The organism is Pyrobaculum islandicum DSM 4184 (genome assembly GCF_000015205.1).
Lineage (GTDB): Archaea > Thermoproteota > Thermoprotei > Thermoproteales > Thermoproteaceae > Pyrobaculum > Pyrobaculum islandicum.
Window position 1 is genome coordinate 902,263 of sequence record NC_008701.1, and the last position, 23,140, is coordinate 925,402.

Here is a 23,140-nt window from a genome sequence, read left to right on the forward strand (position 1 = left end):
GGCGGGCGTCGCGTATATGGCCGTCTCTAGTTGGCTCGTACTGGAAGGGGCAACGCCGCCCGCGAGATCATAAAGCTGGCCAGAGAACGTCAAGCCGTGATCGTAGTAGACACAATGGAGGACGACACGTACCGAGAGTTGAAGGAGGGGAACGGAGAGAAGAAACACCTCTACGACGGCCTCGGCCAGCTGAGGAGGCGCAGTGGTACGGCATTCCATATGTAGAGGTGCGACTCTACAGCACGGTCTGCCCCCGTTGTGGAGCCAAGATGGAAGAGGGGTCGCGTAATGCGTTGCCCCACCTGCGGCTTCTCGAACTATAGGGATCGGATCCCCTGTTGCGGACAAAGAGGAGGTGCCGGGAACTCCTCCAAGAGACAAAACAACCAGCTTTTTCCCCGTCCAGACAATCATCTTACTTTTAAACTCGTAAAACATTCCTTTCCATGTACCAACCAGCCCTGGGGACCCGGCCGGCTGTTGAAGTCCGCCAAGCCCATCCGCCCGGACACGGCCAGACCCCCCACGTCCCGGGTTGCCCAGCGCGACTCGGGTGCGTGCCCCGAACTCCCCCGGGGGAGGGCCGACGCCATAAAAGGAGAGCCTAACAGACAATACGTCTATGAAAGCGATTTTACAGTTTTGGCAACATAGTTGTCGCACTGCTTCTTAAATGTACAAAAATTGCACGCAAGGGGGTTCTCGCCTCTTAACCTACGCTCGACAACTCTACATAAGTTCTTTATATAGTACTGCGGAAAACAGTCCTTACATACAAATATGTTTTCACGTATGTACGCGACGTTCTTAAAATTGACCTCTCTCCCACATACTGCACAATAGGGCACAGATAGTCGTAAATAACGCATTAATAAACATGTACCAAAATCTTCGTGTTTCGCCCATACACAATAGAAGAGGGGGCCTATCTAGTCAAACTCGCAAGATCAACTGTAGAAACATTTCTCAAAACGGGCAAGATAATAATCCCAGAGAGCCCGCCACAAAGACTTCTTATAGATAACTATGGGGTATTTACAACAATAGAAACGGTCTCGGGCGATAGATATGAGCTACGCGGATGTATAGGATATCCAGAGGGATATAAAAATACACTATATGCAACTATCTACAGCGCCATAGGCGCGTGTTGTCAAGATCCACGCTTCCCAGCCCTACGCATAGACGAACTCCCCCATGTAATATTTGAAGTGAGCATTTTAAGTCCATTGACCCTTCTACAAGACGACCCTAGGAAATACCCAGAGCTTATTCAAGTAGGCCGTCACGGCTTAGTTGTCAGAAGAGGCCCCTATGCTGGTTTATTACTACCTCAAGTAGCTGTAGAAGAGTGTTGGGACGCAGAAGAGTTTTTATTACATGTATGTATGAAGGCGTGGTTGCCTGGCGATTGTTGGCTAGACCGTAGAACTAAGCTCTATATATACGAGGCGCAGATATTCCGCGAAAAAACGCCTGGCGGCGAAATATACGAGCGTAACCTCGTCGCCGAAACTGCTAAATGTAGTCCAAAAACTCGTAGAGAAAACGAACAGTAAGATAATCCAAGTACTGATTGCCCACTGCTACAAGTTTTTTCTCGCCTCTCTTTATGACATATACATAGAAATCTCCTATCTTAGCCTGTAGAAAATCTGTCTCTAACTCCTCGAGCCTATCAACCTCCGGAGGCCTTCCGCCTAGCTCTTTCTCGCCGAGCTTAATATACGTAAATCCCAACAGGTCTTTTAACTCCTCAAGAGAAGACGGGATATAGCCAACTTTCCCATATGGCGGGATTATCTTCTCCAACCTCTCCCTAATCTCGCCTATTTGTTTAATAATTTCTTGTTCGCCGGGGGTATATCTGGCAACAACATCTTGAGGTGGAGGTGGCTGTCTACGCGATATAAACAACACAATTAAGACGAGAGCAACTACGGCAATAACCAACAGGGACAACTCCAGCACTTGGAGATACATGAGATGTAGTACAAGTAACATTATATAATAGTTACAGCTAAATATCGTTATATAATTAATATAATTACAGACGCACGTGCGGACGAGGACAGGGATCGCGCAAGGCCCTCGACCTCCAGAGACAACTGTGGAAGCTTAAGACGAAGCGCTACGGCGTAATCCGCGAGGTCGTAGTAGACGCGACGCGTGAAGTCATAAAACTGGCGAGAGAGAGCCAAGCCGCGATCGTAGTAGACACGATGGGGACGAGACGTATTTGGCGAAGAAGCAAAGCGGCGAAAACGGCAGTAAGAAACACCTCTACGACGGCCTCGGCCAACTGAGGAGGCGCAGTGGTACGGCTTGCCCTATGTGGAGGAGCGGCGGTATTCAACAGTCTGTCCAAAGCGCGACGCAAAGGTGGTAGAGGAGAGGGGTCGCGTAATGCATTGCCCCGCCTGCGGCTTCAGAGCGCACCGCGACAACGCCCCCATGACATGGCGGAGAAGAGGTACTGGGGGCTACTCCAGAAACAACCCCCTCGGCGACCACCACCTAACCCCCCAACTACACCTCCCACATGAACAACGCCGGCCCCAGGCGGCAGACAAAGAAAATCGACGACCTACGGCCACATAAGACCCACCCCCCGCCCCGGCACACCCAAAACAGACCCCCAAGCCCCCCGGGAAGGGCCAAGAAAGAGTTAAGGGGGACGCAAACTAGAGGCCTTTTGCCATACGTGGATAAAGTAAGTACGTGCTATTTCTATCATAAAGCGGTCATTTGAATACGCACCAGATATTTCTCCGCTGTATTTAACATAAATTACGACAGCTCCCCCTATCGCGCCACCGCCGAACATCTCAGCTACTGTCTTAACTTCAACGCGTGGAGGGAGGTTAAGCCTATGTATAAGCTCTTCTGTAACAAGCATTTTTATTGGTATACGTTTTGACTCTTCTATAAGCGTATCTACTATCTGTGGCGTAATTAACTCTGGAAATGGAAATGCGAGATAAGCCACATCTTCTGAAGACTTCAAAATCTCTACTATAAGCTCGCCCACTCTATCAGAGCCGCGGACTAGAGTTAGAAAAGTTGGAGCTGTTGCATATCGGCTTTCGTAAATTGTTTGGAGATTATCAAATATTGGCTTTAAAGTTTTTAACGTTACTGAAAGTATATTAACAAGAGATCTATATATATCTATAGGTGGAGAAGCTTTAAATTTTACAGGACGAGATTTCTCATTTCGTGTAATAAATCCTAACTTAATAAGTTTATCAAGGTATATATAAGTCTTTGTATACGGAATTTTTAAAATATCTGCAATATCTCTAGCAGTAAGCTCTCCTTTTTCTACAAGCGTTATATATATGTCTATCTCTCTCTGGCCAAGTCCTAAAAGTTTAGACACTTTCTTTAACTGCTCCACAGAGAATAACGGGCAGTAATTAACTTTTTTTCGGTAATTTAGTTAAAATGTTTAAATCTCCATAACCCTTGGGGGCTATGACTGTACAGGCGGTGCTAGAGAAGCCTGTCAAGTTGGTAGATCTTTCAAAATACAATCTGCCCGATAGGTATAGGTCTACACTTACAAATGAGAAATGGCAACAGACGTTAAAAAAACAGTATGGGTTACCAGAAAGCGCAAGAGTAGTCAAAGCAACACTATCTCTATGTCCAGTATGCGGCAGGAGGATACCCGCAGTGGTATATGAAGAAAATGGAGCTATCTGGATGAGAAAAAGATGTCGAGAACACGGCGTGTTTGAAGACCTCTATTGGGGCGATGCTGAGATGTACTACTATTTCCTCCAGTGGGATAGGCCAGAGTATATAGCAAAGGGCCTGGCTAATCCATATACAGACCTAGAATTTTATAAAGAAGCCGGCGAGTGTCCAAACGGTTGCGGCCTTTGTCCAGTGCACAAGTCTAACACCGTCTTGGCGATAATAGATGTCACAAATAGATGCAATATGGCTTGTCCAATATGTTTTGCCAACGCCGGAGCTGCAGGCTACGTATATGAGCCCACGCTTGAACAGATAGAGTATATGTTGAGGACCTTAAGAGCGCAAAAGCCCTGGGCTCCAAACGCAGTACAATTATCCGGAGGAGAGCCGACGCTTAGAGACGACTTGCCCGAGATCATTAGAATTGCCAAAAGGCTAGGATTCGTACATGTAGAAGTTAATACAAATGGCATAAGACTTGCCAATGATATTGAGTATTACAAGGCGTTGTTAGACGCAGGTCTTTCGACATTATATCTACAGTTTGATACTATTGACGAAAAGAACGAAGGCGTATGGAGACATAGAATGTATCACCCCAAGGCGTATAAAATAATAAGGGAGAAGGTTATTGAAAATGCAAGAAAATTAGGTCATCGATCTATTGTACTTGTGGTTACACTAGCTAGGAACTATAACGATAAGGACCTTGGAAAGATAGTAGATTTTGCAATTCAAAACAGAGATGTAGTTAGATGGATTAATATCCAACCCGTCAGTTTCGCTGGCCGTGCCAAGCTCTATAGCAAGGAGGAGCTTAGGAAGCTTCGTATTACAATACCGGACACCATCATAGAAATTGAGAAACAGACAGGTGGAGCGATAAGCAGGTGGGATTGGAGACCCACCAACTGGCCAGTAGCTGTGGCCAAGATGGTGGAGGCGCTAACAGACTCACCAAAGCCCTTGTTCTCCATGAATCCCATATGCGGCGCCGCCACCTTCATATACTACGACGAGGACGAGAAGCGCATATACCCAATCACCAAGCTTGTAGATGTAGACGCCTTTGAGAAAGGGGCATGGGACGTCTACTACACGGCGGCGAAGGGTGGCATATATAAGCATGTTGCCAAGGTGAAGGCGCTGAAGCTCCTGAAGGCCGTGAAACATAAGAGGGTGAGGGATTTGATATACGACTTCCTGGTCAAGAAGGACTACGACTCGTTAGGCCGCTTCTTTTTCAACGTGGTGGGGATAGGCATCATGCACTTCATGGACACCATGAACTATGACATAGAGCGTGTTCAGCGTTGCGATATACACTACGCAACGCCCGACGGCCGCGTGTTCCCATTCTGTACCTACAACGTGGTGGGCCACCGCGAGAAGGTAGAAAGCTCGTTTAAGATAGACGCAAAAACCTGGACAAAGATCACGGGACTATCTCTAACTGGTTGGAGCAGACAGAAATTCATAGAGCTGAGGGCATAACTTCTCTAGCTTTCTCTACGGCGAGTTATGGTAGCCACCGTTTTATACCTAACCCTGGCCCCCCTTTTGCGGCTCCCGGCCCTCTCCGGGAGGGCTCGGGGCCCGCCCGCGGAGACGCCTTTTGGGCGACCGCGGGCGAGGGGGCTCGGGTCGTTGGGGGCTGGCTGTGCCCCCTGGTCGCCGGGCCCCCAGACCGGGGATTTCGTGTCCTGAAGCGGAGGATACATGCGCTAGGTCAAGACGGGGCGACTACCGTAGTTGTCGTAGCTTTTCCCTCCGCCGTAGGGCTAGAAACATGACGGCGGCCACCATAACTACTGCAATCAACACAAAGGCAGAATGCTGAAGCTCAGCCATAGGCTTTTGACTCGCCTGGTGACCCATGGAGGGAAGGGTAAAAGTTATGTTTTCCACGACTATGGGAAGCTGTATGTAATACTGTAGCTCGACTCTGGAAACGTTGACGACGTTGTAGTACCTCTTCAATGCCGCCGTCTGTATCTCAATGACTTTCCTCTCCCTCTCCACAGCCTCTGTGAGGTTGTAGACTGTGGATTCCACATAGCCAAGCTTGGGCAAAGCCCTCAGCTGTTCCTTCCTGTAGCTTTCTAGGGCGTAGGCGGATTCCACAAGTTGTCTTCCCAGATCCCGCAGAAGGCGAGAGGCGTTGTGGAGCGGAGCGACTAATCTGTAGACCTCGTCTGCCGTCTTGTATAGGTTGTCTGCCACTGCGAGAAGGTTCTTCGAAGCGTTGAGAAGGATCTGTGGCATGTCCCTCTTAAGCACGGTGGCATTAGCACGGGTTGAAGATGCCGTATTGTTAAGTAGCGGGGCCAGCTCTCCCAAGCTCCTTCTTATCGCGTCGAGCATAGCAATTGTAGAGTCAACTGTGGAAATAAGTGTGTCAACGGTTGATATGTAAGAGTCTACGGCTGCTCGTACCGCGACTAGTTGCGTCTCGGTTGCGTCTAGCAGAGAAATCGTGAAGTTTACCGCCTGCTTCGCCTCCCTCGTGGTGACGTTGAGCGCGTTCAATCTCCTCTTGGCCTCTTCCACGTTTTTGATCGAGGTGTCCAGTTGTTGTCGCGCGGTAACGAGGTTAGATCTGACCGTATACAGCTGACTACGGGTGTTAACAAGGCTTTTCTCCGCCTCGCCGGCGGCGGCGTTGTAAAAGCTCAACGCGGCCGACTGCACCTCAAGGAGGTTTGCGGCCGTGATTAAAGCCGTGTATTGGTAATCGACTAGGAGGAGACTTTGGTTAAGTGTCGTGGCGACGCCGCGCGCGGCATCACTAAGGGCAAACATCTGCCGCCTTAGGGCCTCCACGGCATAAGTGGAGACGTTGACGGCAACGGCTCCCTGTTCCATCGCGGCGCCGGTCGCGTTTAGGATCTGGACTAGACGTGTGAGGTTCTGGATCTGGCCGTAGACCACATCGGTAAATGTGGACACGGCCCTTGTGAAGTTCCTAAGCTGTGCCAAAGCTCCCTCTAGGCTCCGTCTACGTGCCTCTAGGGATTCAACAGTCTTGTCTATGTCCAACACGGTGACTACAGACACCGTGGGCATTCTAACCGCGCCGAAGCTACCGAACTGCCTTACCCTCAGCCTTATCCGGAACTCCGTGTAATTCTCCACGAGGAGACTCCAGTAGTAGACTGTGGTCCCTGACACCTGGGATATAGAGGAGGGGGGCTCGCCGTAGAGGAGAGCCACCTTGTCGTCCACGGGGATAGAAACCATCACAGGCACAGCCGCCGGCAGGAGGCTATGCATCCTCAGCGTAAGATCTATGGCAGTCCCCCTATTCCCAACCAGCGTCCCTTCTGAAAGCGTTCCGTTGACGTAACGTACGTCGATGTCGATCCTTAGGAAGGGCGGGTAGAGGTTCCCCACGGGCCGCTCCACAACCACCGCCGAGTAGGGGGGCACCACCACCCCGGAGAAGTTGAGGGGGGCCGAGCCGTTGTTTATAACCACCTCCCTGACTGCGGCCTCCGCCGATATCGCTCCCCCAGGCTTCACAGTGTATGTGACAACGAGGGTAGACGCCGCTAGTAGATACGCCAAGACAAGCGCGTAAACTAGCGCCTTCATATCCCAATCAGCTCGTCTATGTGTTTCAACTTCTCATACACCGCGGCCGCCCGCTCGACGTCTACCTTGAGCTCCCTCCTGGGAGGCTCCACGGTCTCGTAGAGCTTGCCGCCTCTTATATACACCAGCCTGGTGGCTATGCGTGCCACCTCGGGATCGTGCGTGGCTATAAATACAGTGGATTTAAACAGCTTGTTGACCACATAGATAAGGCCGAGGACTTGCGAGGCGTTGTCGGGATCCACATTGGAGGTCGGCTCGTCTAGGATGAGGATAGGCGGGTTAGCCGCCAAAGCTCTCGCCACGGCGACCCTCTGTTGCATACCGCCGGACATCTGATGGGGGTAGAGCGCGGCCGCCTTTTCAAGACCCACCAGCTCTAGAAGTAGCCGCGCCTTAAGCAAGGCGAGCTCCTTCTTAACCCCCAGCGTGACTAGAGGAAGAGCCACGTTCTGCTCCGCCGTGAGGTAAGGTACTAGGTTGTAGCTCTGGAAGAGGTAACCTATGTTACGCAGGCGGAATCTCTCCAGCTTCCTCTCCGGCATCTTCGCTACGTCAACCCCCAGCACGTACACCTCCCCGCTGGTCGGCCTATCAAGCGTAGCGATTATGTTCAACAGCGTCGTTTTGCCAGACCCCGAAGGCCCCATTAGGACAACCGCCTCGCCTTGAGTAACACTAAGCGAAACGTCGTCTAACGCCACCGTCTTAACGCTGCCGTTGCCGTATACCTTAGTTACGTTTTTCAGCTCTACCGCCATAGTTGTATGATCTCAAGCGGCCTTAACTTGGCCACCTTGTAGAGGGGGGCAACAGCACCAAGCAGAGCCACAGCCAGAGAAGTAGCCATACCCAGAAGAACGTACTGCGGCCTGAAGGCTATAGACACGTTGAAATTAACCCCCATGCCCACCAGCGCCTCCTTAACTGCGTTTGCCCCAAAGTAGCCCGCCAGAACTCCCACGGCCCCCGCCACCGCGGCTATTATGAAAACCTCTATGAGAACAGAGAGCGTAAGATCGCGGGACGGAACTCCCATGGCCTTGATGAGACCGAACTCCCTCAGACGCTCCCTGACAGTTATAGACATGACGGCGAAGGTGGTTATGGCGGCGGTCGCCAGCGCCGCGCCGCTTATGGCAGAGAAGACAAAGTTCAAGGCGTTGAAGACTTGTGTAACGGTCTGGAGCAGGTTCTCCTGCGTGTAGACCTGGGCATCTCCATACGTTTCCTTCAAGGCTTGGTAGAGGGGAGCCACGTAGGATTTATCCCTCGCCGTGATCAACACCGCGTTGACGAAGGGCCCAGTGCCCAGTCTGTTTTGTAGCCAGTCGAGGGGCACCACCACAAGGTTTAGCCTAAAAGCCCCTATAAACCCCCGTAGGAAGCTCCTCATCACCCCCACGACCTTCACCCTAATGGTCTTCTCGCCGCCGGACACTCCGTAGATCTTTATTTCCATATCGTCGCCCGGCTTAACGCCCAGAGACTCCTCAACGACAGCCTCTCCGTCTGACGCAGGTAGTCGCCCCGCGGCGAGGTCGACAGCGAAGTAGTCCACGTCCCTAAGAGGTATCCCAACTATGGAGACAACCTTCCCCCGGTAGACGCCCGTCGTTATTATTATGCCCTCAGCCGTCTGAACGAGGGGATACCCCCTTAGGTAGTCTACGAGACGTATGGGGATATTTATAGACTCCGAATACAGCATGATGTCAGCTGGGTACAGCCTCAGGAGGGTCTGTTGTATATACTCCCTTGTGGCGTCGCTCACGGCCGTCAGGGCGACTAGGAGGGCGACGCTAACCCCTATGGCCAAGGCCGTGAGTATGTAGCGGACGGCCCGCGCTTTGAAGTCGCCCATGGCAATCATGAAGATGTGTTCCACAGCCAATACCCGCTGTTGATATATAATTTTAAATAGGTAAAGTGCCTACCTGCGTGAACAAGACGGTTGTAGCCGCGCTTGTCCTCCTGGCAGTTTACATATACCTGGCTAGCCATGCGTCACGGGTCTTTGACATATTGATCTACGACGAGTCTAAGCTCATGCCGCCGGACATCGAGCCGAAGAAGGTTGAGTCGATAATAGGGGCTGGGGACAGGGGCAAGGCTGTGCCTGTAGTGATCTGGGGGCCTCACATCGAGGAGAAAGCAAGAAACCTAACGCGGCTTTACCCAAACGCCATAACCGCGTGGACAATCTTAGACGCTGCGATGAAGATCTACAGAGAGAGGATAGACGCAGCTGTAGACAACGCTACCATGCGCTTCAGAGAGGCCGCCCTCCTCATATCCAACTCGACGAGGGATATGTGTAATAAGCTTGAGAGTCTAGAGAGAGTCTACGTAGAGACCAAAGAGGCGGCAAGACGCCTTATCCTCGCCACATACGGCGTTGCGGCCTCGGGGAGGGCGTTTGACAACAAGACGAAGAAATTCCTAGAGGCATATGCGAGATACGCGGCGATCTACGATGTGGATACCGCCGTCAGAAGGGCGGCTGATGAAGCATACGGCAACGTCTCGATGTACTTAACCAACGTGACCTGGAAGACCTGGGCGAGCGAGAGGGCGGTGGAAAACGTCACATACGCCATACTCGGGAGCAAGCTGAACTCCACCGCCTTGGAGATCGCCCAAGTGGTAGCTACGGTGGGGGTGAGGCAATACGTGTACCTCTTAGTCTTGAATAAAACCCCGCCGATTCTCAGACCCTACCTGCCTCAGCTGGTGTGCGGGGGAGATGTGGAGAGGGCCGTGTCGATGTTTAGAGAGGAACTTATACGGAATTTAACCGCGCATTTCCCGCCGCCTACTATATACACAATAGAAGCGGCGGCGAAGTTAGTCTGCCAAGGCAGATATGCCCTGGCGATAGTGGAGACAAACCAAACGCCTAGTGTGCCACGTGAGCTTGGGGTCCCCGTTTCCTCGGCCCTCCTGCTGAAGAGCTTTACCAACGTGGTGACCGAAGACGTCTCTAAGATAGACAGAGCGACTGCTGCGTCTCTCTTCGTGGTACTCCTCTACGTCATGGGCACTCTCCTCACCCCAGCTCTGATAGTATCGGCTGTGGGGTTGACATATCTGGCGGTTCTAGGCTTCTTCTACCAGATACACGGCATTCAGAAGATCTACTACATCACTGTGTATATGGCGGCACCGGTGGTCTTCGCCATAGGCGTCGACTACATGTTGTTGATGGCCAGCAGATACGCGGAGGAGCGCGCCCTGGGGAAGGAGAAGGACGAGGCTATAGCGTCAGTGAGGCGCTACGCCAACAGAGCCATAGCAGCCAGCGCCGCGGTGGTCGCCACATCTCTCGGCTCCTTCGCCCTATCCCGCATGCCCTTTATGCAGACGATAGGAATAGGCTATCTCATAACTACCGCCTTCGTCGTAGCGACCGTGTTTCTGATCTTCCCAGCCCTCCTCTACCTCCTCGGCGATAGGATATTCTGGCCTAAAAAGACCGTCTCCCACGTCGGCAGATCGCGGATAATGGAGAAGGCCGTGGTAGCGGCCCTCAGAAGGCCCTTCCTCGTGGTGGCTCTCGCGGCGTTTGCCACCGCCCTCTCCGCCCTCTACTTGGCAACCAGCCTGAAAATAACGACGAACCCTGTCGTGGCGATGCCAGAGACAGAGTACAAAAGAGCGCTTGAGATAGCCACTACCTACTTCCCCAACGTCACAGCGATATCTACGACGTACATAGCAATGAAGGATCCCCCACCGCCGGGCCTACTACAGGAGGTGGAGAAGCTACCTCACTACGTTAACTACACGGTCGAGAAAAGGGGGGAGTGGTACATCGTATCGATAAAGCTGTCTGTGGAAGACACGTCGGATGCCCTCCTGGAGATATACCATAGGCTTGACGAGCTTAGGCAGAGGTACGGCCCCTACCTGATTGGAGGGTCGGCCTCCTGGAAAAATGTGATCTTTAGCGAGATATACGTTAGGTTCTGGAGCTTTCAGGTCTACGTGGTCGTGGTAGCCGCCTTCATGGTACTGGCGCTCCTTCTCAGGAGCTTCATAATACCGCTACGTCTAATTGCCACAGTCTTGATGTCTATCGCATGGAGCCTAGCCGCAGAGGTCGCGCTATTTCAAGATCTAATGGCACAGCCAACTTACTGGCTGGTCCCCATAATACTCTTCTCCTTCCTAATGGCGGTGGGGACAGACTACGACATCTTCATAGTCACGAGGATAAGAGAGGAGCTAGAGCAAGGCTACGACGAGAGAGAGGCCATCCGGAGGGCCGTAGTCACGACGGGCCCCATTATCACCGGCGCTGCGATAATACTCGCCACAGCCTTCTCAACCCTAGCCCTCTCACAGATCCTGCTACTGAAGCAAGTGGGCTTCACCATAGCGCTGGCGGCCCTGATAGACGCCTTTGTCGTCAGACCCTTCGTGGTGCCGGCGTTGATGGTGTTAGCAGGCAGATACAACTGGCTCTGGATCGGTGGATACAGCGTGGCATATCACCGCGTTGAACCGTAATTATCGTCCTATGATCTATCCCATCGTAAATAGTGCACACGCAGTTGGACTTATGTATTCTCTTCCACATACCCCATGGCGATTAAACGACAGCAATACGTTATAAGGGAAAGTATAAGAATTTCAATTTATACGACACACGTGGAGACTCTGCATAAGATATTAATACGGTTGGGAAGAGAGGCGGATTTGGAAACTATAATAGACGAGGCTTTAAAAATCGGCATTCCGCCGCCTATTGCAAGTAGATATTTAATGCGTCTCGTAGAAAGAGGTAGGGTGAAGATAGTCTGTGGCCCCTCGCTTCAGTATCGCGCTGTATGAATTACATACTCAGCTTCTGGGGTCTTCTAGTCGATAGGTTAGACTTTTGGGAGATATGGCGTAGCGTATTAGGCCGTAGCGATTTTGTAAACGAGATATCTCATTTTGTAAATGAAGTGAATATGGCCGGTTTTGAAATCCCCCTAAAGGCAGTCGCCCGTATATTTGCGTCTAAAACTGGCAAGAATCCAACAGAATTAACAAGGAGGTTTATAGAGAAGACAATGTCGCAATTGACGCCGAAGCCTTGTGTTATTGATTTCCTTAGATCGATAAAGGGAGATGGCAAAGTCGCTATTTTGTCAAATACCCCGTGTAGATGTTTTATAGAGCTGTTTCTCTCAAAATGGAGTGTAGAGGCGGATTTAGTTATTACGTCAGACATAATATTGAGAAGAAAACCGTCAAGAGCCGTCTTTAAATACGCCCTGCGTAGGTTAGGCACAGAGCCTCATGAAGTTATATATATAGGCGATAGCGAAGAAGATCTAGGTGCAATGGGAGTAGGGCTTTTTACAATAATTGTAGGATCATACGGAGGGCATGTCAACTTCCCCTCTTTATGCGAATTACAAAATTGGCTTATCGAAAATTTAGGCAAAAATTAATATACACATAGCGTGATATTATAGGTGATCACATGTCCACGTTGTGGTTTACCCGAGTGGGAGGCTTTACCAGCACCATATACATACCGTCATAAAGGGCCGGAAAACACTGTAATGATAGCTAGATGTAAAAACTGTGGACTAGTCTTCTATATATTTAGAACCCCTTTAGATACTTTCACTCTAGAGATCGAAAAAGCAGAACGAAAACATGGGACAATACCACATATAAACCTAGAGAAATAGCGGTGAAGATCTGCCTGATCTGTCGGAAGAACCGGCACCACGCGGAGAGGTCTTCGCAACCAACTTTTCTAAGCGGTATATAATATGACGATTTGTCAACGCTGCGGTAAAAGACCGGCGCAGTACCTACGTGTAGTAAGCGGCGAAAGACTTTGTCTCCGTTGTCTTTTTAATTCCGTGGAGGATAAAGTGCTTAAGACAATTAGAAGATACAGACTCATTAAACCGGGCGACTATGTAGCGGTGGCAATATCCGGCGGCAAAGACAGCTTAGTTCTCCTCTACATACTTGGTAAATTTCTACAGCGCAACTTATTGAAAGATGTAAAAATAGAAGCCTTTACGATTAATGAGGGACATCCGTATAGCTGTTTCTATAGAATGTCAAAGCGTGAATATGTAAAAGAGCTAGCTTCAAAATTCGGCATAGAATATAACGTCTACCACTTCAAGGATATATTTGGAGTGACCGCAATAGAGCTTGCGGAAAGCTTGTCTAAAAGAGGCCACGAAGTCCACATGTGTACTATTGATGGAGTTTTGAGACGTCGCGCAATGAATATAATTGGAAGGAGGAGAGGGTGGACAAAAATAGCAACAGCACATAACCTTGACGATGAGGCACAGACTGTGCTTATGAATGTCCTAATGGGAAACCTTTCCCGCCTTAGTTGGTATGGGCTATACGAAGATGCCGAAGAAAAAGACCTTATACCAAGGATAAAGCCTCTTAAATACATAAGAGAGGAGGAGATAGCCATATATGCATACTACCACGGCATCCCGCTCATGGAACTCGAGTGTCCCTATGTTGTAACTAACCCTAGGTACAACCTAAAATTTACACTAGCTACACTAGAAAAAGAGATGCCATCGGTTAAATATAACCTTGTATCATTTGGCGAAAAACTTTCGGCTATTCTACGAACGTCGATGCAACAAGAATCTCTAAGGCGCTGTAGATACTGCGGCGCTACATCGGCGAGAGATGTGTGTAGAGTTTGTGAGCTTTTTGAAAAGGCAGGGCTTTTAGAACATTACTTAGAAAAAACCAGATCGTTAAGTCTCCAGTCTTAGGCAAGTCCCCTCATCTATGACCTTGGCCTGAACCCCTAGCTCTTTGAAAAAGGTTTCAAAATATCTCCGCGCCAACGGCTGTGCCAAGTTGCAAACTCTAGCGACAAGTCTTCCGTCTTTAATCGCGGAACTCTCTACCACGGCAAGCCCCCTTAGTTGAGCTATGTAAAGCGCTTCTTCTAAAACCACCGCGTTTATTACAGAAACAAGTTCTTTCACAGTCTTTGCATCTCTTCTGGCGATCTCTTCGGCGAGTTTTACAAGATCGCCTAGGTAGCCCACAAGTTCTTTTTCAACAGCTAGGCTGGGCTTGCCGTTAATTACATGTGTAATCCACCTTGGGACAAAAACTGGCGCTGTAGCAACTCTGTGTTTAACCCTTTTGACAAAGGCAAACATTTGCAACTGTTTTAAAATCTCTTGTAACTGATCCTCAGAAATCATGGTTAGATCCGTTATAAAGTGGAGATGCTGACGTAGTCCATCTATGGCTATATTTATTATATTGACGTCGTGTTCTGCAAAGATATTAGAAAGAGTGGCCAGGATACCTGGCTGGTCAAAATTTAACTCCACGAGAAACTCCCCAACCTATTGCCTGCGCCATTGACAATTAGGTAGATCTCACGGTTAAGCATTATGCGCAACTTAAAGAATATTTAAAATGTTTGTCCCTAACTCAACTTAAAAACTCTTTGAGTTCTGCTTCTGTGGCACATAAATTACCTACTAGATGGGATATAAGGTGGGAAGAAGAGTTGCTTAAAACTTGGGAGAACGAAGGCAGATTTAAGACAAAAATCTCAGGCTCTAAGCCGATATTTGTAATAGATACGCCACCCCCTTATCTCTCTAGCAATAGGCCACACATCGGTCAAACCGCGTCTTATGCACATTTCGACATGATAGCTCGATTTTTAAGAATGCGTGGCTTTGATGTTGTATTCCCCTTCTACCTAGACCGGAACGGACTTCCAATAGAGGTGCAGGTGGAAAAGAAATACAACATCGTAGCACACGAGATACCCCGAGAAAAATTCTTACAACTATGTAAAGAGGAGCTAGACAGATACGAGAAAGAGTTTGTAACAGCTCTAAGGAGGTGGGGTCTCTCCTTCGACTACTGGCCTCAGGGTACGGACAGCCCAGAGTATAGGCGGATGACGCAGAAGACATTCATAGAACTTTGGCACAGAGGTCTAATATACGAGGCCGAGAGACCCACGCCTTGGTGTCCTCGTTGTCGTACGGCGCTTGCAGAGCCAGAGATCGAGTATAAGGAGGAGGAGACATACCTCAACTACATAAAGTTTAAAGTCCAGGAGACAGGCGAAGACATAGTCATAGCCACGACGAGACCTGAGCTTCTGCCAGCCACAGTTGCCGTTATATTCCACCCGGAGGACGAGCGGTACAAAAAACTAGAGGGGAAACACGCGATTGTGCCGCCCGAGGGCCAGGTGGTGCCCATACTCCCACACAGAGCCGCTAACCCCAAGTTCGGCACAGGTCTCGTTATGATATCCACCTTCGGAGACACGAGAGACCTCATGATCGTTAACGAGCTTAAACTACCAACTAGGATCATAATAGACGAGGCGGGGCGTATCAAGACCGGCAGATACGCTGGTCTCACAGTTAGGGAGGCCAGGGCTAAGATCATCGAAGACCTCAAGGCGGAGGGTCTGTTAGTAAGGCAGGAAAGGCTGTCTCACAACGTGCCCGTCTGCTGGCGCTGTAAAACCCCCTTAGAGATCATAGTCACTAGGGAGCTCTTTGTAAAACAGGTAGAGTTTAAAGACAAGCTTGTGGAGTTAGCACATAGGATGGAGTTCTACCCGCCCGAGTACCGCCAGGTCCTCATAGACTGGATAAGGTCGCTGGAGTTGGACTGGCCCGTGTCCAGGCGCCGCTACTACGCCACAGAGGTCCCCATATGGTGGTGCGTTAAGCCTAACGGCGACCGCGTCCCGCTTGTGCCAAAGGGAGGCGAGTACTACGTGCCGTGGAGAGATGAGCCGCCTCCCGAGGTTAAGGAGGCATGTAAAGACGGGAGACTAGAGGGCGACACGAGGGTGTTAGACACTTGGTTCGACTCATCAATCTCCTGGATGTACGCCTCGGGGGTGACCAAGGACTTCAACGTTTTCCCGAGGGTGTACCCCCACTCCATATTGAGACCCCAAGGCTACGACATAATTAGGACGTGGCTGTACTACGCCCTTCTAAGGGCCTATCTGCTGTTTGGAGATGTGCCCTTCCGATATGTGAGGATTAACGGCATGGGGCTAGACGAGAAGGGCGAGGCAATGCATAAGTCAAAGGGCAACGTCATAGACCTGTTGTTGCCCGTTGAGAAATACGGCGCCGACCCCGTGAGGTTCTGGGCTGCCGCAGCGGGGAGGCTGGGGAGCGACTACCGCTACAACGAGAACATGATTAGAGAGGGAAAGGAGTTTGTGACCAAGGTCTGGAACATATCACGGTTCGTCCTCTCCTTCCCAGAGCCTCAGTCTAAGCCGGCGTTGACACCAGTGGACAAGGCGGTGCTGGCCCGGCTATACGGAGTTGCCAAAAGGGCGATCTCCGCGTACAACAAATTCGACGTTTACGAGCCGGCCCACACCCTCTACAACTTCATATGGCACGAGTTCGCCGACCACTACATAGAGCTGGTTAAGTCGCGCGCCTACAACCGCGACGGCTCTTACACAAGGGATGAGCAAAACGCCGCAGTGTGGACCCTATATACGGTGCTGAAGTACAGTCTGAAGCTACTGGCGCCAATCATGCCATTTGTCACAGACAAGATCTGGCGTGAGGCCTTCGGGAGATCTATACACGACGAGAGGCTGGAGGACCCGCCGGAGGAGTGGAAAGAGGGTGACGAAAAGTTGTTTGAGCTCATCAAGAAGATAAACAGCGCGGTGTGGCGCTATAAGAACAGGAGAGGCATGAGTCTCGCGGATCCGCTTGACGCGGTGCTCTACGTGCCAGACGCCGCGCTACAGGCCGCCAAGGATCTGAAACACATGCACAAGGTGAGGGAGGTGAAGGCGGGCCGCGGAGTTGAGCAGATAGACGACGAGGGCCTCGTCTGGCTAGGCTAGGGCCCCCGCCTTTGGGATCTCCCTCACCGCGGGCGTCCCCGACTTGTTAAGCACCGCTTCTAGAACCTTGATGGCGTTTCTCCGTGACAACATCTTATTGTTGTTTCCACAATATGGCGAATAGACACATTTAGGGCAACCGTCTACACAGTCGCAACCCTTTACTATCTTGAGCGCTATCTCGGCTACTCTTCTGAAGTTTTTCAATAGGAGACGTGCAGTGCCATTGCCGCCTATATGCGAATCGTATATTACAATTACGCCATCTGGATAACTAATGCCGCCCAGGTCGGTCTTAGAGGCGCCTATTGCGATCTCCGTCGCAGATATTAACACATGTTCTGTGGCGTGATAACCCTTAGTTCTTGCCTCCCAGTCAATTGTGTCATTTGTACTAAAGCGTATATACGGCATATAAAAAACGACACCCTTTGTCTCAAACTCATAGGAGAGCGGCTCTATGTTATACTCTCCAAGAGTCTCCTCTGTGGTAAAACGTTTGAGAGCATACCCATATACCGTTATCTTTATTCTTAGACGACCAAATTGATAAGGCACGCCCTCCGTTATCCCCTCTTCATATACCTCTATAATTTCCGGCTCCATATCTTCCAATGCCTGAGTCACTAAGTCTTCTGCATCTACAGGCTTAACTACAGCAATGCGACGTGTCAAATCAAGCAACTCGGATACATATGTCCTTCCCCCATGCATATATATAGCCTCTGGATGTAACTCATAAAGCGCTAATGGGAGCTCCCTCTCGCCTATTACGCTTCCATCTACCGTCTTTATCTTAACCACATGAGGCGACCCTCTAAGACTAAGGGATGAAAGCATCTCCCGTCCCTCTTTTGTGATTCTCAAAAAATTACCCACCCTTTTGAGTCGACCTCTTTTTAGTAGGTTTTCCGCCAGCTCCTGTTCAAATGGTGTGAGTTCCCCCATTTTCAACGGCATGTCTGTTGCAGCAGCTAATAAATGGAGCGACGCTATGTCTTCATTCTCTTTTTCAAATCCAAGCGGTTCAAGCGATCTCGAAAAAAATTCGTGTGGGTAGTTACGATAGTATTGAGAAATAGGGTCGTTCCCCAATATTTGCACCACATAGCCAGTTTGACCCCGTCTTCCCACTCTGCCAATGCGCTGAAGATATCTATTGTAAGAAGGCGGTATTGATGCTAATATTGCCGCGTCTATATCGCCTATATCTATACCTAGTTCTAACGTCGGCGTTGAAATAACTACATTTACATCGCCTCTCTTAAACGCCTCCTCTACATTTTTTCTCTCCTCGGGCTCGAGACCTGCTCTATGAACTGCTACTTTATCTCCATAGCCCCCCATCTTTAAAGCTCTGTATATAATCTCGCTATATCTATGGCTATCTGTAAAGACAATACACTTAAGCCCGTTTTCTATACATAGGGAAGAAAGGCGAGCAGCCTCAGCCCACTTAGATCTAAACTTCGGCCTTACAAGTACTTGTATTAACCGTCCCCTCCTGCCCAACGGTCCCCAAACGACGTTTATTTTATTACTATCAAAGAGGGCTTGGGCAAATTCCGCCGGGTTTCCTACAGTGGCGCTCGTCGCAATAAAAACAGGTCTTGTAAATCGCTTAAGCCGTCTCAGGAGGTAATACATATGCGAGCCAAAAACGCCGCTATAGACGTGGAAATCATCTAAGACAACGTATTTCAATCGTTTTACAAGCTCTCTAAATTTTGCCACGTGCATAAGGGCAAGGCTGACCATGTCGGGATTGCTAATTATTATATGCGGCGGCATTTCATATAGAATTCGTCTCTCTCTTTGCGGAGTGTCACCGTCATACACCATGACTCTTACTCCAAGCTTGTCTGCAAATTTTCTAAATCTGGCAAACTGATCCCGAGCCAACGCCTTAGTGGGATATAGCACAAGCGCCACCGGTCCTCCTAGCGACTCTAGAGACGTCTCAAAAAGCGGAGCTAAAAAAGCCTCGGTCTTACCCATACCTGTTCCAGCAACAATTACGGTATCTCTATTACTCCTAATGCTTTGAATAGCGTCATATTGATACCTATATAGATGGGAAATTCCAACAGCTTCAAAGACTTTTGCAACAACTGGCATAAGCACTTGGTGTACACTACAACACTTTTCAACGACCTCAGCTTCATCTGTCTTTATATAAACAACCTCTCTACCAGAGTCGCTTAATATTTGTTCGAGAAAACTCACATTTTCCGCTTATGTAATGCATATATAAACAGAGTCCCCATGTTTGCTAAAAGAAGTAGTGGCACATAGTATAAAACGCCATAGCCAAAATGTTCTACTAGCACGCCTGCAAAAATTGGCCCAATGATCGACCCCAAATCCCAACCCATGGTATAAACAGCACTAGCAAGACCTGCGTTTCTACTACCAGCAAGAGCCAATATTTGATATGTAACAACAACGGCGCCTTGCCCCAGGCCGTATATCGCCCCGGCCACTGAAAAAAGAGGTAGATCCCATGCCACAGCTACAAGCGCTAAACCAGCCATTGTTATAGCAGATGCAAGTCCGGCAGTAATATAATTAACAAACCCCATCCTAAGTAAAAAAGCCCGAGGTATTAGGCTAGAAATTGCTGCAATTGAAGAAAAAAGACCCCAGTAGGTTATTGGCAACCCCTCGTCTTTTAAACGAAGTGGCGTAAAAGTAGAAATGCCCATATAGACAGTTGCATAAATTGTTAACAACGCCGTGAAGAAAAATACACGTGTCTCAGGCATAAGTATGTCCCCTCCCTTACCCCGAGCTTCTGTAGATACGGCCCCATTTATAAAAAACCAATTGATTGTATGTAAGAGTAATGCCACCGTGATGGATAGACGGCCCCCGCCAAGGTCGTATAATATGGAACCTATAAGGGGGCCTACTACGTTTCCGATACCAACAGCTAAAGAGCGTGTTGCCATGGCTTTGGCTCCCTCTGTGACTGAAATAGCTATAGACATCGGAAGAAAAGTTCCTATTGCAAAACCATGAAAAACTCTGCCAATTTGAACCCATAGCGGGTTGCTAAGTAGATACATAATTTGCGACATAACAGCAAAGACAACGCCTATCCTCATCACTTTTACATAACCCACTTTATCTCCTATAAAGCCGCTTAACGGCCTTACTATAACGGAGACGAAAAACGCCGTAGATATTATTGTGCCTATCGTAGATTCGCTGATCACTCCTAAGTCGCGTAAATAGGGTGGAATAGCAACTACAACTATACCGTTAGCTATGAAAAAAAGGAGAGTTGCGAAGTTTATTCTCAAAGCTTATACTTAACTACGTCTCTTAGGAATTTTTTCCTTTCCTCCCTATCTTTCTCCGTCTCTACGCCAAGCGGCGAGTGGCCATCAACAACTCCAACTACGCCGCGTCTCTCTGGCTCTACCTCTGCGACTATCACTTTTAGCGGGTTCGCGGTGGCGGCAAAGATCCGTACTACCTCTTGCACATTTTTTATAGCATTTAGGACGTTAATGGGCCAAGCGTTGCGTAAATATATAACAAAGACGTGCCCAGCGGCTATTTTTTTACACACTTCAATCGCTAAGTTTCTGAGTTCCTCGTCGTTTGCCTCATGTCTAATAAGCCTCTTACCAGAGGCCTCGCAAAAAGCTATGGCAAATTTAGCTCCAGGTACTGACGTTACAAGTACTTCGTAGAGGTCCTCTACCGTTTTTATGAAGTGGGCCTGGCCGATAATAACATTAGCCCCCTGGGGAATAGGCACGTCAATAACATCGAATTTGACAGACATAGAGTCCCATAAAACAACTGCCTTTTATATTTACCTTAGAAGAGAATTAAATTTTTATATTAATAAGAAATTTAATGTATATGGAAATCTCACAAATGACACAAGCCCTCAAAGAGAGGGGCTATCGCATAACGCCACAGAGACTTGAGGTTATAAACATAGTAATGGAGAAATTAGCCAAGAAAGAACACCCGACATTTAACGATATCCTAAATGAAGTAAAGCAAAAGATGCCATCTATAAGCGCCAGCACAGTCTACTCCGTCCTTAAGCTGTTAGAAGACGGGGGCTACATTGTCTCTTTTGAACACAACGGGCGTACATACTATGACAGCACAACTCCACATATAAACGTCGTATGTACAAACGTAAACAAAGTCATAGATTTAGACAACAGAGAAATCATAGAGATGCTGAAAAAACAGGGAATATTCCCCACCTCAATAGTAGTTAAAGCTATTTGCGCCGAAAAGTAATCGCAAAAGATAGCAATTGTCTAAGTTCAGCTGTGGACTCTCATATCACATCTCATCGGCGCGGTTTACCTCATCACGTAAGCTACAACTAGTATTTGACAATCTACGAAGAGAAAACCATAAGGGATTAAAAATTAGCCTCACAAAACCGTTACCGTTTTTATTTGCTAGACGTACTATATAGTCATATAACCATGAAGTGTACAACACCTCTTTTAACTGATATATAGTGGTATTTATCTAGATACTATGTACGATTATGTAATTGTCGGCGCCGGTGTTATAGGTATGTCCATCGCATATCACCTTAAACGTCTCTCTCCACGTTCAAAGGTACTAGTAGTAGACCAATATGCGGGAGTTGGAATGGGCGATACGGCTAAATCCGCCGCGGCTTTTAGAACAATTTTTACATCTCAGATAAATAGGGTATTGTCTAAAACTAGTATAGACTTTTACCGCGATATACAAAAAAGTGGAGTTGACCTTAACATGAGGTTTGTTGGTTACCTATTTCTTGTACCTAAAGAAAATGCCGAAACTATGCGCGCAATCGCACAAGAGCTAGGCAAAATAGGCGTAACAGTCGATCTTTTTGAAAGATTAAACATGCCGCTTAGGTTTAAAGTAACAGATGACGAAGAGGCTAGAGAGATGGGCTTACCAGATATAGCCTTGGGGCTACTAGTTAAAGAAGCCGGAATTATAGATCCCGAAAAGCTCGTACGGTATTATTATGAAGCTTATACCAAAGAGGGGGGCGAAGTCCTATTTAACGTCAAAGTAGAGTCCGTGAGTTTTAGACCAAAGAAACCTCTCAATATCCCTGGCGAACCATTTACGTGGCAAGATGTGAAAGTAGCTGGGCTAGAGACGTCGGCGGGCTATTTAGAGGCTAGAAACGTTATTTTTGCCACAGGTGCTTGGACCGAACAGCTTATGAATATGGCCGGCTTTGGCCTGCCTCTTAAGCCAAGAAAGAGACAAGTCTTTGTAGTTAGAGCTGATGGAGAACTAGACGATTTACTTAAGTCTGGCTTAGCAGATAGGGAGTACGCGCCTATGATAATATTACCTAAGGGTATATATGTGAGGCCAGAGCCAAACGAGAAGACCTTCTGGGTTGGGGTAGCTGACAGAAGGCCCTTCCGTTTTGAAGAAAAACCAGAGCCGGAGGAGGCGTTGTGGCGTTATGGCATTTACCCAGTGTTGACAAAATACATCCCGGCGTTTGAAGGCCGCATGCCACAAAACGCTTGGGCTGGACACTACGATGAAAACATAGTAGACTATCAGCCTATTGTAGATAGACTTGCCGAGGGGCTTTATGTCGCCGCTGGAACATCAGGCTCGGGTATTATGAAAGCAGACGCAGTTGGTAGAATAGCGGCATATCTTGCCATGGGGTATGAGAAAGCGGAGCTCTACGGCGGCGTTATAGTTGAAAGCAATATGTTAAGGCGTAATAGATGTTTTGAGGAGGAGAGGCTAGTAATATGATAGAAGAGGTGCTACAGAGGTGGACAGAAGTTGCAATAAAAAGCGGAAAGAAAGGCTGGGTTTTGATAAAAAACGGGTATATAGTTGGTACTTTTAGAGAAAGAAAAGACGCAATTTTAGCTGCCAGAGAGCCCGGCATATATCTTTTGATATTTGTTGAATAGACTTTGGGCACCAAGCTTACAAAGAATA

21 protein-coding genes and 2 pseudogenes are annotated in these 23,140 nt (G+C 48.7%); 13 read left to right on the forward strand and 10 right to left on the reverse strand.

Annotated features, from left to right (window positions below; all coding sequences use genetic code 11):
- Positions 1-51 precede the first annotated feature (51 nt).
- Positions 52-425: pseudogene (locus PISL_RS10720) on the forward strand (zinc ribbon domain-containing protein); the annotation flags it as partial.
- 195 nt (positions 426-620) lie between these two features.
- Here the strand turns inward: PISL_RS10720 and PISL_RS05185 are convergent.
- Positions 621-848: a hypothetical protein gene (locus tag PISL_RS05185; protein WP_053240339.1), complete on the reverse strand. Its 228-nt coding sequence runs from the start codon at positions 846-848 to the stop codon at positions 621-623.
- A gap of 45 nt (positions 849-893) precedes the next feature.
- Between PISL_RS05185 and PISL_RS05190 the strand changes: the two genes are divergently transcribed.
- A complete protein-coding gene (locus PISL_RS05190; protein ID WP_011762754.1) occupies positions 894-1,559 on the forward strand; it encodes a TIGR00296 family protein in 666 nt (221 codons plus the stop codon).
- On the opposite strand, the gene PISL_RS05195 is transcribed toward PISL_RS05190, so the two are convergent.
- Positions 1,519-1,983 carry a hypothetical protein gene (locus PISL_RS05195; RefSeq protein WP_053240340.1) on the reverse strand — a complete coding sequence of 155 codons (465 nt, stop codon included), beginning with the start codon at positions 1,981-1,983 and terminating at the stop codon, positions 1,519-1,521. The two genes, PISL_RS05190 and PISL_RS05195, sit on opposite strands and share 41 nt — an antisense overlap.
- Positions 1,984-2,055: 72 nt before the next feature.
- On the opposite strand from PISL_RS05195, the pseudogene PISL_RS10725 reads away from it, so the two are divergent.
- Positions 2,056-2,546: pseudogene (locus tag PISL_RS10725) on the forward strand (transposase family protein); the annotation flags it as partial.
- A gap of 122 nt (positions 2,547-2,668) precedes the next feature.
- Here PISL_RS10725 and PISL_RS05200 read toward each other — a convergent pair.
- A complete protein-coding gene (locus PISL_RS05200) occupies positions 2,669-3,400 on the reverse strand; it encodes a TrmB family transcriptional regulator (protein ID WP_011762757.1) in 732 nt (243 codons plus the stop codon).
- Between the two features lie 77 nt (positions 3,401-3,477).
- On the opposite strand from PISL_RS05200, the gene tes reads away from it, so the two are divergent.
- Positions 3,478-5,199: a tetraether lipid synthase Tes gene (gene tes / locus PISL_RS05205; protein ID WP_011762758.1), complete on the forward strand. Its 1,722-nt coding sequence runs from the start codon at positions 3,478-3,480 to the stop codon at positions 5,197-5,199.
- 249 nt (positions 5,200-5,448) lie between these two features.
- Here the strand turns inward: tes and PISL_RS05210 are convergent, their stop codons facing one another.
- Genes PISL_RS05210 through PISL_RS05220 form a run of 3 tightly spaced genes read right to left on the reverse strand, consistent with a single transcriptional unit; the run spans position 5,449 to position 9,187 of the window.
- The gene (locus PISL_RS05210) at positions 5,449-7,299 is read right to left on the reverse strand and encodes a coiled-coil domain-containing protein (protein WP_011762759.1); all 1,851 of its coding nucleotides are present in this window, start codon (positions 7,297-7,299) and stop codon (positions 5,449-5,451) included.
- Complete coding sequence (locus PISL_RS05215; protein WP_011762760.1) at positions 7,296-8,060, reverse strand: ABC transporter ATP-binding protein; 765 nt, start codon at positions 8,058-8,060, stop codon at positions 7,296-7,298. The genes PISL_RS05210 and PISL_RS05215 overlap by 4 nt, the downstream gene beginning before the upstream one ends.
- Entirely contained in the window at positions 8,051-9,187 is a 1,137-nt protein-coding gene (locus tag PISL_RS05220; protein ID WP_011762761.1) for an ABC transporter permease, read from the reverse strand. The genes PISL_RS05215 and PISL_RS05220 overlap by 10 nt, the downstream gene beginning before the upstream one ends.
- Positions 9,188-9,240: 53 nt before the next feature.
- On the opposite strand from PISL_RS05220, the gene PISL_RS05225 reads away from it, so the two are divergent.
- From PISL_RS05225 to PISL_RS05245, 5 genes are all read left to right on the forward strand, one after another.
- Complete coding sequence (locus PISL_RS05225) at positions 9,241-11,811, forward strand: MMPL family transporter (protein ID WP_053240341.1); 2,571 nt, start codon at positions 9,241-9,243, stop codon at positions 11,809-11,811.
- Positions 11,812-11,952: 141 nt separating this feature from the next.
- Positions 11,953-12,135 (forward strand): hypothetical protein, encoded by a 183-nt coding sequence (locus tag PISL_RS05230; RefSeq protein ID WP_053240342.1) that lies wholly within the window; start codon positions 11,953-11,955, stop codon positions 12,133-12,135.
- Positions 12,132-12,743, forward strand: coding sequence for an HAD family hydrolase (locus PISL_RS05235; protein ID WP_011762764.1), 612 nt, complete (start codon positions 12,132-12,134; stop codon positions 12,741-12,743). Before PISL_RS05230 ends, PISL_RS05235 begins: the two co-directional genes overlap by 4 nt.
- A 24-nt stretch (positions 12,744-12,767) precedes the next feature.
- A complete protein-coding gene (locus PISL_RS05240) occupies positions 12,768-12,989 on the forward strand; it encodes a hypothetical protein (protein WP_011762765.1) in 222 nt (73 codons plus the stop codon).
- A gap of 84 nt (positions 12,990-13,073) precedes the next feature.
- A complete protein-coding gene (locus PISL_RS05245; protein WP_011762766.1) occupies positions 13,074-14,066 on the forward strand; it encodes a TIGR00269 family protein in 993 nt (330 codons plus the stop codon).
- On the opposite strand, the gene PISL_RS05250 is transcribed toward PISL_RS05245, so the two are convergent.
- Positions 14,049-14,642 (reverse strand): ACT domain-containing protein, encoded by a 594-nt coding sequence (locus PISL_RS05250; protein ID WP_011762767.1) that lies wholly within the window; start codon positions 14,640-14,642, stop codon positions 14,049-14,051. The two genes, PISL_RS05245 and PISL_RS05250, sit on opposite strands and share 18 nt — an antisense overlap.
- Positions 14,643-14,776: 134 nt before the next feature.
- On the opposite strand from PISL_RS05250, the gene PISL_RS05255 reads away from it, so the two are divergent.
- Positions 14,777-17,176, forward strand: a complete 2,400-nt coding sequence (locus PISL_RS05255; RefSeq protein ID WP_011762768.1) for a valine--tRNA ligase — start codon at positions 14,777-14,779, stop codon at positions 17,174-17,176.
- On the opposite strand, the gene PISL_RS05260 is transcribed toward PISL_RS05255, so the two are convergent.
- Genes PISL_RS05260 through PISL_RS05270 form a run of 3 tightly spaced genes read right to left on the reverse strand, consistent with a single transcriptional unit; the run spans position 17,168 to position 20,972 of the window.
- Positions 17,168-19,402 carry a DEAD/DEAH box helicase gene (locus tag PISL_RS05260; protein WP_011762769.1) on the reverse strand — a complete coding sequence of 745 codons (2,235 nt, stop codon included), beginning with the start codon at positions 19,400-19,402 and terminating at the stop codon, positions 17,168-17,170. The genes PISL_RS05255 and PISL_RS05260 overlap by 9 nt on opposite strands.
- Positions 19,399-20,481 (reverse strand): MFS transporter, encoded by a 1,083-nt coding sequence (locus tag PISL_RS05265; protein WP_011762770.1) that lies wholly within the window; start codon positions 20,479-20,481, stop codon positions 19,399-19,401. The genes PISL_RS05260 and PISL_RS05265 overlap by 4 nt, the downstream gene beginning before the upstream one ends.
- On the reverse strand, positions 20,478-20,972 hold the full coding sequence (locus PISL_RS05270; RefSeq protein WP_011762771.1) for an adenosine-specific kinase: 495 nt from the start codon (positions 20,970-20,972) through the stop codon (positions 20,478-20,480). Before PISL_RS05270 ends, PISL_RS05265 begins: the two co-directional genes overlap by 4 nt.
- Positions 20,973-21,052: 80 nt before the next feature.
- On the opposite strand from PISL_RS05270, the gene PISL_RS05275 reads away from it, so the two are divergent.
- The 3 genes from PISL_RS05275 (at position 21,053) to PISL_RS10730 (ending at position 23,112) form a co-directional block, all read left to right on the forward strand.
- The gene (locus PISL_RS05275) at positions 21,053-21,448 is read left to right on the forward strand and encodes a Fur family transcriptional regulator (protein WP_053240343.1); all 396 of its coding nucleotides are present in this window, start codon (positions 21,053-21,055) and stop codon (positions 21,446-21,448) included.
- Between the two features lie 249 nt (positions 21,449-21,697).
- Positions 21,698-22,948 (forward strand): NAD(P)/FAD-dependent oxidoreductase, encoded by a 1,251-nt coding sequence (locus PISL_RS05280; RefSeq protein ID WP_053240344.1) that lies wholly within the window; start codon positions 21,698-21,700, stop codon positions 22,946-22,948.
- Positions 22,945-23,112, forward strand: coding sequence for a hypothetical protein (locus PISL_RS10730; protein WP_011762774.1), 168 nt, complete (start codon positions 22,945-22,947; stop codon positions 23,110-23,112). The genes PISL_RS05280 and PISL_RS10730 overlap by 4 nt, the downstream gene beginning before the upstream one ends.
- The last annotated feature ends 28 nt before the right edge of the window (positions 23,113-23,140 follow it).